Source organism: Petrotoga sp. SL27, assembly GCF_002924605.1.
Classification (GTDB): domain Bacteria; phylum Thermotogota; class Thermotogae; order Petrotogales; family Petrotogaceae; genus Petrotoga; species Petrotoga sibirica.
The window spans coordinates 136,234-146,379 of sequence record NZ_JAIP01000001.1 but is presented as its reverse complement, the minus strand read 5'-3'; the positions used below and the strand labels follow the sequence as shown (position 1 = coordinate 146,379).

General features: G+C 34.9%; 9 protein-coding genes. 1 reads left to right on the top strand and 8 read right to left on the bottom strand.

Translation table 11 applies throughout. From position 1 onward, the window contains the following. A partial coding sequence (locus AD60_RS10420; RefSeq protein WP_233186763.1) for a methyl-accepting chemotaxis protein occupies positions 1-1,844 on the bottom strand: 1,844 nt, incomplete at its 3' end. Between the two features lie 302 nt (positions 1,845-2,146). Here AD60_RS10420 and AD60_RS00660 point away from each other — a divergent pair. Next, positions 2,147-2,638: a ferritin gene (locus AD60_RS00660; protein WP_103875952.1), complete on the top strand. Its 492-nt coding sequence runs from the start codon at positions 2,147-2,149 to the stop codon at positions 2,636-2,638. A gap of 40 nt (positions 2,639-2,678) precedes the next feature. Here the strand turns inward: AD60_RS00660 and bcp are convergent, their stop codons facing one another. The 7 genes from bcp to larA all read right to left on the bottom strand — a co-directional run bounded on the left by bcp (position 2,679) and on the right by larA (position 10,127). After that, positions 2,679-3,167 carry a thioredoxin-dependent thiol peroxidase gene (gene bcp, locus AD60_RS00655; protein WP_103875951.1) on the bottom strand — a complete coding sequence of 163 codons (489 nt, stop codon included), beginning with the start codon at positions 3,165-3,167 and terminating at the stop codon, positions 2,679-2,681. Between the two features lie 19 nt (positions 3,168-3,186). After that, on the bottom strand, positions 3,187-3,951 hold the full coding sequence (locus AD60_RS00650; protein ID WP_103875950.1) for a hypothetical protein: 765 nt from the start codon (positions 3,949-3,951) through the stop codon (positions 3,187-3,189). A 187-nt stretch (positions 3,952-4,138) separates the two neighbouring features. Continuing rightward, complete coding sequence (locus AD60_RS00645; RefSeq protein WP_255396806.1) at positions 4,139-5,605, bottom strand: rhamnulokinase family protein; 1,467 nt, start codon at positions 5,603-5,605, stop codon at positions 4,139-4,141. A gap of 18 nt (positions 5,606-5,623) precedes the next feature. Then, complete coding sequence (locus AD60_RS00640) at positions 5,624-7,042, bottom strand: FAD-binding oxidoreductase (protein WP_103875948.1); 1,419 nt, start codon at positions 7,040-7,042, stop codon at positions 5,624-5,626. Beyond that, on the bottom strand, positions 7,035-8,036 hold the full coding sequence (locus AD60_RS00635) for an electron transfer flavoprotein subunit alpha/FixB family protein (RefSeq protein ID WP_103875947.1): 1,002 nt from the start codon (positions 8,034-8,036) through the stop codon (positions 7,035-7,037). The genes AD60_RS00640 and AD60_RS00635 overlap by 8 nt, the downstream gene beginning before the upstream one ends. Then, positions 8,033-8,824: an electron transfer flavoprotein subunit beta/FixA family protein gene (locus AD60_RS00630; protein ID WP_103875946.1), complete on the bottom strand. Its 792-nt coding sequence runs from the start codon at positions 8,822-8,824 to the stop codon at positions 8,033-8,035. The genes AD60_RS00635 and AD60_RS00630 overlap by 4 nt, the downstream gene beginning before the upstream one ends. A 16-nt stretch (positions 8,825-8,840) precedes the next feature. Continuing rightward, positions 8,841-10,127 (bottom strand): nickel-dependent lactate racemase, encoded by a 1,287-nt coding sequence (gene larA, locus AD60_RS00625; RefSeq protein WP_103875945.1) that lies wholly within the window; start codon positions 10,125-10,127, stop codon positions 8,841-8,843. Between the last annotated feature and the right edge of the window lie 19 nt (positions 10,128-10,146).

The following is a 10,146-nucleotide window of genomic DNA, read 5'->3' as shown; positions in this document are numbered from 1 at the left end:
CCTGCCCTTGCCGCTTCTATCGCTGCGTTTAGTGCCAAAAGGTTCGTTTGTTCCGTTATCGAGTTTATCGTTTCTACTATACTTTGTACGTTCTTGGCATTGCTTGCAAGTGTTTCTACTTCTTTTCGACTTTCTTTTGTCCTTTCTACCGCTTCTTTCACAGCTTGACTTATGCTTTCTATCGTTTTGCTTCCTTCTTCTGCAGCTTTACTTGTTTCATCTGCTTCTTCACTTAGTCTTTGCGCGTCTTGGGATACACCTTGTGCCGCCCTTGCTACTTCGTCTACCCCTGACGTTACTTCTTCTACGTTTCCTGCCGTTTCTTCCGTGCTTGTTTGTATCTTGTCCATCTGGTTTTTGAGTTCTTCTGAGTTCTTTCTGCTTTCTTGCGATGATTGCGTTAGACTTTCTGATGCGTTTTCTACTTTGTCTGATGCCTGCTTTATTGACCCCATGGATCTTCTTAGTTCTTTACTCATTTCTGATAGAGCGTTGGCCATCTGTCCAATCTCGTCTTTGCTTTTACTTTCAAAGTTTACCGTTAGGTCTCCTTCTGAAAGCTTTTCAACGGCATTTGTTAATCGTTCAATTCTGTTTCCGAATTGTTTTCTAAACAAATAAGAAACAACAATAATGATAACGATTAGAATTAACAGTATAAACGTAACGTTTCTGATGATTTTATTCAAGCCTAAATCTAATTCAAAATCTACTTGTTTCGGCGATAATGAAGGTAGTTCAAAAAATGCTTGTAAAGGAATGTTAACTGATGTCTCTAATGTTTGGAATCCTTTAGCAATTTGAAGGTATATGCCGTCAAAATCATCTATTTGAAAATAAAAGCTTCTCAACTGTTTTTTGATTATTTCTTCGGTGATAAATTGCTCATTTAATTTACTTTGGTTTAAAGAAACCTCCTCTTCTGGTAGATTTGAATAAATAACCTTATACTCTTTATCGAATAAGGTTATGTATGCATCTAGAAGTTTCGATATTTCCAACAATTTCTGATTATCGAACTCTTCTAATATTACTAAAAACCCATTTACAGTATTTGTAGCAATAGGATCAACAATGGGAAAAATTCCGATAAAATAAGGCGTAGAATCGAAAGACTTACTTTTTATGACTGGAGTCAAATAACCAATGTCTAGAATTGTTTTAAATTGGTTATTTAAAAAGTCTTCAATATTCAACTCTTTTGTATATTCATATCCTTGTAAATACGTTTCAGCCTTTTTTTGTACTTTATACGAAGCATTTTTTGAACTTATTTCCAAACCACTTCCACGCGTATTAGGAGTGTTCATGATCCAAAGTTGAATGCCGTTGTACTGTTGAGATGTTACGTAAGGTTCAAGTAAACTGTATCTTTCAATCAAAGAAATAGAATTTGAAGCGGTTTTCTCTTGAATACCTGGAATAGAAGCTATCATTTTTCCTGATTTCTCAAGTGATTTTTTTTGGGTATCTATGAAATTGATGAAAACGTGACTTAAGGTTTCTAAAGAATTATCAAAAGAATCTGTATAATTTTTTTCTAACTGTTCGGAAAATTGTGCCTCAATTATTTCTATTTGATTTGATAAATAATCGTTGTATTGGTTTAGTTGTTCTTGAATTAAAGAGTTATATTTATTAATTTGATGTAAATAATCCTGATTTAAAGACTCAATCAAGGCAGATACTTGTGCCTCGTTTTGTTCAGAACTTTGTTGAATAGCATTGGTAATGTATATCACAAAAAAAACACTTGGGATGAGAGCGAAAAGAATCAACATAATTCCTATCTTGTTACCGAATTTGTTAAACCAATAAACTTTGGATAAGCCCAATTTTTTCATATGGATTCCCCCTTCATGGAAGCGTTTTCTTTAAAATTATACCATATCAGAAAAAATCAGTAAACTAAACTAATATAAAAAGTGAATCCCTCTATTTAATTAAAGTATTAATTAATGTAATGTTTTGATAAATGAAAAAATTATAAGTTATAATTTACTTAGTTTTAGAGACTTTAGGAATAGCTAAATTTCAAAAATATGATTTTGATTGTAAAAGGATTATAAGGACAATTGCCTGTTTTGAAGAAAGTTTTATAGTTTCTAAAGAAAGCATACTTAAAATCACAAGGAGGAATAAGCATATGAAATTAGAAGATAAGATGTTAAATGCCCTTAATGAACAAATAAACAAAGAAATTTTTTCCGCGTACCTCTATTATTCGATGGCGGCATATTTTGATTCACTGAATTTAGAAGGATTTGCTAAGTGGATGAAAGTCCAAGCGAAGGAAGAGCTTACTCACGCACAGAAGTTGTATGATTATATTTACGACAAAGGCGGTGTAGTAGAATTAGATAGTATTGACAAACCAAAGAAAGGATGGGAGAGCCCCCTAGAAGCCTTCAAAGATGCATATGAACATGAGATTTCGGTTACACAATCTATCGACAAGTTGGTTGACTTAGCAAAAGAGTTAAACGATCACGCAACTCAAAACTTTCTCCAATGGTTTGTAAACGAACAAGTTGAAGAGGAAGCTAATACAAAGAAGATTGTAGATACTTTGCAAATGATCGGTGAAAGCAAAACCGCTTTGTTCATGTACAATGGCCAACTAGGTAGTAGGCAGTAGAATAATTCAATAAAATAGACTATTATAAACAACAGGGAGTTTACTCCCTGTTGTTTGATAGTTCTTTCAAGCTTTCCAATACCTCTAAAACATGATCTTTCACCCTTACATTTTCCCATACTTTTTTAATTATTCCATTTGGATCCATCAGGATTGTTGATCTGACAACTCCCCAATTTTCTTTACCATAATTCTTTTTTAGTTGCCAAACGCCAAATTTTTCAAGAATGGAATGTTCAGGGTCACTTAGCAAAATCACTTTTAAATTGTGTTTTTCTTTAAATTTTGCATGTTTTTCTACAGTATCGGGACTTACCCCCACTATTTGGCAATTATATTTTTTAAAATCTTCTAAGTAGTTTGAAAAACCAACTGCTTCTTTAGTACAACCAGGAGTGTTATCTCGCGGATAAAAATAGAGCACAAGCCACTTTCCAATAAAATCCTTGCTATTAATCTGATTACCATCAACATCTTTAAGTGAAAACTCTGGGATTTTATCACCTATTCCAAAATTTAGATATCTCATTTTAAACACCTTTCTTTTTTTAAAAGGCGAATCCTCCACCACCTATTCTAAAAGTGATATATGGACCTGTGGGTCCAAAATTTGGTACTCCACCCATGTTTCTATCAGATAATTTCCATTCACTTACCCATTCCACAGGGGCATATGTGTACCCTACTGCTAAACCAATAGCCAAACCTCCGGCTGCCTTATCATTACTAAAAGATAATATGTAATCAGCATTTATTCCTACTTTAAAGATAGGAAATTCGGTAGAAAAAGTATTTTCATTGAAAGTGGACAAATTGTCTTCAAAATCAGTAGAATCAGGGTTTTGAAAAATTTTCAAGGATATTTCACCACCACCAATACCTCCAAGAACATACATTCGAAAAGCTTGTTTAGAAAGAATCGAATAACCAACATTAAATGTTCCATAACCAATGTCGAGTTGTACTGTTTTTCCACCCGATTTCTCTTTAGTGGTTATACCATATCCTTCTCCTCCTATTATAATTCTTCCCATTACTCCATAACCGCCACCGCCGTTAACCAAAGCCACATCTTTTAATTCAGGAAGTCCAGCGGCTTTTAACTGTGTATTTAACTCTTCTACATCAAGCCACTGAGCACCAATATCTCCACCACCAAGTCCTCCATACTGACCGTTTTTTACTTCTTGTGAATACATTAAGCCTACTAAAAGAATAACCAATGTTATTAACCAACCAGGCTTTTTTATATTTTCACCTCCAACTTGTGATATCTTTTTGCATAATTCCACTACTTTGTTTTTAATATTCATTATTTAATAACTTTCTTGAGAAAGTTTTAGAACTCCTTTTTAAATTTTACCTACTGTCTTTGGAAACACAAAAACATTTGTTAGCGCCACTTCGGCCTAGTAGATCATGGTAGGTTTTGTCCCTGATCCCACTTCTTTCATATACAAAAAGCGGACAAGTGTTCGCCAATTAATCGTATTAATTATATCATTTTTTCTTTTTAAAAGAAATAAAAGCCTCTTTCCAGATATCATGTTCTTTTGGCTCAAAACATTGAAAGTCGAAAGATCTTTTTATTAAGTCCCGTGCTTCCTCAAAGTTTTTTACAAGTTCCAAGGCGTATAACTGAGAGACTAAGTTTCCTACGGCTGTTCCTTCAATAGGGCCAGTTAAAACAGTTAGCCCGGTTGCGTCTGCAATGAATTGACAAAATAATTTATTTCTGGTTCCCCCACCTACCGCATGAATCCTTTTAAAATCGATTTTCAATATATTTGATAGTTTTTCTTTAATTTCATTCACTTTGAAGGCAATCCCTTCCAATGCCGTTCTTATAACTTGAGATGTTTCATTCAAAACGGTATCATTATCTTTTATAGATTGTTGAATTATTGCCTGTATCATGTCTTGTGGGTTTTGTAAAGAAGGATCATCTACATTGATATAAGAAGAAAATGGTTTTGCATTCTGTGCCATTTCTGTAATTTTTTGATAAGTATCGCTGTTATCCGGCAAGTTAAGACTTTTTATAATACCTTGAATTAACCACATTCCTGTTACGTTTGCCAATATTCTAAAAGATCCATCCAAACAACCCTCTGCGGCTAAATTGTTTTCCATGAGTTCTTCGTTGTATGGGACCTCCTTGACAATAGCACCAGTCAAGCACCATGTTCCTAAGCTAATGAACAAGGTATCTGAAGGATCTGAAGCAATTGCGGCATAGGCGGATCCAGTATCATGACTGGCTGGAAGAATTACATCTATGTTTGAATTGTTATTTAAAACATCTTTTTTTATTTTACCAATTTTCGTACCTGCAGGGACTATTTCAGGTAATATATCAGGAATGTCAAACTTTTTTATTATTTCTTCGTCCCACTTTCTTTTTCTATGGTTATAAATCTGGGTAGTTGAAGCCATTGTGAAATCAATAGCTTTTTCACCTGTTAAAAAATAATTTAATAACGAAGGGATCATCAAAAGGTATTTTGATATTTTGACAAAATCTGGAGCGTATTTTTGGTAGGCTAATATTTGGTACAATGTATTGAATGGTTGAAACTGTGTTGGAGAGTGTTCATATATCCATTTCTTGCCAGCTTTTTCTATTGCCTCTTGCATTATATTCGTCTTAAACATATTTCTATAATGAATTGGATTGTTTATTAAATAACCATTTTCGTTTAAAAGTCCAAAGTCCACTCCCCAACTATCTATTCCTAAAGATAGTATCTTTTGATCATTTTTTTGAGCTATTTGAATGCTTTCAATTATATGATTATATAAATTCAAAATGTTCCAATAAGATATTCCATTTATTTCAACCGGGGAATTTGAAAAACGGTTTACTTCACTCAAAATAAGTTTGTCATTCTGAATGTTACCTGCCATTACTTTTCCACCTGACGCCCCGAGGTCAATAGCTAAGTGTAGATATTTCAAGATTATCACCTTTTCTTTAAGTATTTTTTAGAACAACTTCCCTGGGTTCATGATGTTATTAGGGTCAAATGCTTCTTTTACCTCTTGCATCCATTTGTACTGTTTTAGTTTTGTCTTTTTTAGTAACTCCTTTTTTATGAACCCTACTCCGTGTTCCCCGCTTATAGCTCCACCCATTTGGGAAGCTTTCATCGCTATTTTTTCAAGAATCTCTTCCGACATGGTTTTCCATTCATCCGGAGGCAGATTTTTTGGTTTTAATGGTGCAGGATGGAGGTTACCATCTGCTGCATGCCCTGCTACAGGGATATCTATTTTGAATTCGTTTGATACTTCGTTTATGTAATTCATAATTTCAGGTATCTTAGATGTTGGTACTACGACATCTCCAGTTGGTACATACGGATCTACAGCTTTTAAACTTTCCAACCAGTTCCTTCTCATACGCCATATCTTTTCAGAGTTACTCCTGTTATCTGCTATGAACACATCTTTTGCTCCGTTTTTTTGTAAGGCTTTTCCACCTTTTTCGTACAATTCTTCAATCTCTTGCAAGCTGGTTGCCTCGTATTGAACTATGAGATAAGATTCTACCTCGTCTTGGTAGGGTAATTTCATTCCAGTGTATTTTGAAGCATAGTAAATGGATTTCTTGTCTATGAATTCTATTCCTGAGGGTAGACTCTTTGTCTCGACCATTAATGGTGCTACATTGCTTATAGCCTTTTCTACACTTTCAAACGGAACCAGCAGGTCAACGACTTTTCCTGGCTGGGGTATGAGATTTACGTATATCTTTGTGAATATTCCGAGCGTTCCTTCTGAGCCAATGAAAAGTTGTAAAAGGTTGTAACCGCTTGAATCTTTTCTTCTTTTCCCCCCATATTCGACTATCTCACCGTTAGGCATTACTACCTCTAATCCCAATATATGGTGAGCTGTGTTTCCATATTTTATTACCTTACTTCCACCTGCATTGGTAGCAACGTTGCCTCCAATGAAACTTGTTTCTACACTCATGGGATATCCTGCATAGTATAATCCTTTTTCTGATACCATTCTACATAGATCGTTCGTGACTACACCTGGTTCAACCACAGCGACTAAGTTTTCTGAATCTATTTCTATTATTCTGTTCATTCTCTCAAGGGATATTACTATTCCTCCAAATATTGGTATATCAGCCCCAGCCAACCCACTGCCAGCTCCTCGCGGTGTTATAGGGATCATTTCGTCGTTTGCCAGTTTTATTATTTGGGATATTTGCTCTTTGGTTTCTGGTTTTACTACAACATCTGGCATGTGTGCGTAATACTCTCCACCTGATTCATCGTTGGAGTAGCTTTTTAGACTTTCGGTATCATCGTATATCAATAGTGCATCGTTTTTTAATATTTTTCTCAATTTTTCAACGGTATTGGTAGTTACCTTTCTGTATTCACTCATTTTGATCACCTGATTTTATTTCTTTTTCTAACAACGGTAGTATATCCAAAGCATCACATACAATTCCAAGATCAGATACCTTGAAAATCTGTGCCTCTGGATCTTTGTTTATCGCTATAATATATTTAGATGACGACATTCCAGCTAAGTGCTGTACCGCACCAGATATTCCTATCGCTATGTACAGTTTTGGGCTAACGGTTTTTCCGGAAAGTCCCACTTGGTGAGAGTAGTCTATCCACCCCATATCTACTACCGCCCTAGTCGCCCCAACTGCGCCCTTTAATTTTTTTGATAGATTTTGTAAGTATTTGAAATTCTCAGGCTTTTTTAAACCTTTACCCCCAGCTACGATTACATCGGCTTGTTGAAGTGGTTGTACGCTAGTTTCGTCTTTTTTAAATTCTATCCACCTATATTTTGATCGAAAGAGTTCTTCTCCATATTCTATTTTTGTTATTTTTCCTTTTTTGTTTTGGTCTTTAGCTAAAGGTAGTTTCGATTTAGGTCTTACCGTAGCCATCTGTGGTTTTGTTATAGTTTTTATCTTTGCCATCACGTTTCCACCTATAGCAGGCCTTATTTGTATCAATGATCTCGTTTTTTCTTCTATTTCAAAATCTGTACAATCTGCTGTTAAACCCGTATTTAATTTTGCAGCAAGAGCAGGCATGAGAGTTCTTCCCCTTGTAGTTGCAGATGCTAGTATTATTTCAGGTTTAAAATCTTCTACCATTTTATTCAGTATGTTTGTGTGTACATCTGGATAGAAATGTTCTAGTTTTTCATCTTCAACATAGTATACGTTGTCAGCCCCATATTGAATAAGACTATCCAAATTCTCCACTTTGTTTGATATTACTACACTTGATAGTTCAACGTTCAATTTTGTGGCTAAGTCCTTTCCCCATGATAGCAATTCGTACGATACCGTTTCTATTTTTCCATCATTTATCTCCGCTATCGTCCATACGCCTTTGTATTCTTGGTTCATGATATCACGCCTTTTTCTTTTAGAAAGTTTGTTATTTTTTCTACGGCTTCTCGTGGAGTTTTTACTACTACTTTTTCACCATTTCTTGATATCTTTGGATAGAATACCTTTACAACCCTTGTTGGAGATCCTTTAAGTCCTATCTTTTCTTCCTCTATTTTTAACTCTTGATTACTCATTATTCTTATAATACTTCTCTTAGCTTTTAGTTTGTTTTCTAAATTCGGTAATCTGGGTTCGTTTATTTCCTTTACAACTGTTATTAAAGCTGGTAACTCGGTTTGAATAATTTCGTTCCCGCCTTCTATAGCCCTTTGAACGGTTATCGTGTCGTTAGTTATGTTAATTATTTTGTTGACATAGGTTAGTATAGGAATATCTAATTGTGTGCCAACAGATGGTCCTACTTGACCTGTTTCCCCGTCTGTTGCCCTTTCACCGGCGAATATTATGTCGTAATGTTTGTCTTTTAAATATTGACTCAACGTATAAGCGGTTGCTAATGTGTCAGCACCGGCAAACCTTCTATCGGTTAGCAATACTCCTTCATCACATCCCATGGATATAGCTTCTTTTATTGCATATTCTGCTGAAGAAGGCCCCATCGTTACTACCGTTATCTTAGTTTGTGGTGTATTTTCTTTTATTCTCACTGCTTCTTCGACTGCGTACATGTCCAATGGGTTGAGTTCGGATTCTAATTCACTTCTTATCATTGTTCCCGTTTCCTCGTCTATCTGTACCTTGTCAGTGGAAGGTACTTGTTTGACTAATATGCATATTTCCATGAAACATAGCTCCTTTTCAATTTTTTATCTTTCCAACAACGTAAGGCCCTTGAGGAATTAAAGATATCTTGGCACGGTGTCCCTTTAATTTTAAAGCGTTTTTTAATCCTCCTTCTAAACTGCTGATTTTATTTGAAAAAGTATACGTGTACTCTTCTTCATCTAACGATGACAACATGAAAATGTTTTTCGTTTTCTCTAATACTTGAGTTAACTTTTGCACTTCCCATTGATCGCTTTTGAAAGTTTCTGACGAATCATGGTTTTTTAAAAATTCTTTTATTCCCTTCTCTTTTACTTCTAAAAGGAATTCTTTAAATTCTTTCTTTCCGATGCCTTTTTCGCATTTTGAAGCCATTATTATTACTCCATCAGGTTTTAAAATCTCTGAAGCTTCAACTAAACCTTTAATGGTTTGATAAAAGTTCTGGTCTAAAGGATATCCCCCATTTGAGGTTATCACTATATCCACAGGTTCTTTAATTTTCACTATTGAATCATATGCTACCATATTACAACCTACTTCGTGAGCTTGAAAGATATCACCTGCATAAATCCCATTCACTTCTTTTTTCCCGTTTAAAGAAACGTTTACTATGAAATCACATCCAGCCATCAAAGCCACTTCTCTGGCGATCTTATCGACAGGATTATTTTCTAACTGACAGCTTTTTGAATGTGGATCTCCCATTGCCTGAACACCATGAAATACTTTCAAGGTTTCAATGCCAACGATTCCTGGGCAGATTGACTTTCTTCCCCCTGAATATCCTGCCATAAAATGGGGTTCTATTAAACCTGTACAGATCTTTAAGTCCGCTTCTAAATATTTTTTATTCACAATAGCGGGGCAACCAGAAGAAGTTTCCCCAATCTTTTTCAATTGAGTATAATCGTATGCATCGTGATTAATTATTTTTATATTTTCATCCAAAACTTCTTTACCAACTAATTCTTCAAACATACTTTCTGGGAGTGGTTCATGTGAACCATTTGCGATCAAAATTGTTATATTCTCCTTTTTAATGCCAGCAAACCTCAAATCAAAGATTATATAGGGCAAAATAAGAGAATTTGGTACGGGTCTTGTGGTATCCGAAATAACTATGCAACAGTCTTTTTTCCTTTTAGCCAAGGTTGAAAGAGAGGGGGTGCCAAAAGGAGAACTCAACGCTTTCATCATCTCAATGTCAAAAGCACTCCACACGCCCTTAGCTTCCGGCTTTTTTAATAAAGAAACATTTAAGTTTTCATCTAAATCTAATTTTTTTACTTCTTTACCATATGGAATTTTAACTCTCATTTTTTCACACCTTCAAAAT